Source organism: Staphylococcus sp. KUGN1 (assembly GCF_045984185.1).
Taxonomy (GTDB): Bacteria; Bacillota; Bacilli; order Staphylococcales; family Staphylococcaceae; genus Staphylococcus; species Staphylococcus warneri_A.
This window is the reverse complement of the sequence record NZ_JBJQIL010000025.1, coordinates 1-340: the sequence shown is the minus strand read 5'-3', so window position 1 is coordinate 340 and position 340 is coordinate 1. Positions and strand designations below refer to the sequence as shown.

1 protein-coding gene is annotated in these 340 nt (G+C 45.9%); it reads right to left on the bottom strand.

Features of this window, described 5'->3' with window-relative positions; all coding sequences use genetic code 11:
- Positions 1-340, bottom strand: a 340-nt coding sequence (locus tag ACJQQZ_RS12560) for a hypothetical protein (protein WP_408023175.1), incomplete at both ends; no start/stop codon positions are given.

Sequence of the window (340 nt, the reverse complement as noted above, 5' to 3'; positions counted from 1 at the left end):
CAACAAGCGCATCTGACTCAGCGTCAGTAAGCGCAAGCGACTCAAACTCAGTAAGCGCGTCTGACTCAGCGTCAACAAGTGCATCTGATTCAACATCAGTAAGCGCAAGTGATTCAACGTCAGTAAGCGCAAGCGACTCAAACTCAGTAAGCGCAAGCGACTCAACATCAGTAAGCGCAAGTGATTCAACGTCAGTAAGCACATCAGATAGTGCATCAACAAGCACAAGCGTATCTGACTCAAACTCAGTAAGTACATCAGATAGTGCATCAACAAGCACAAGCGTTTCTGGATCAAACTCAGTAAGTACATCAGATAGTGCATCAACAAGCACAAGCGT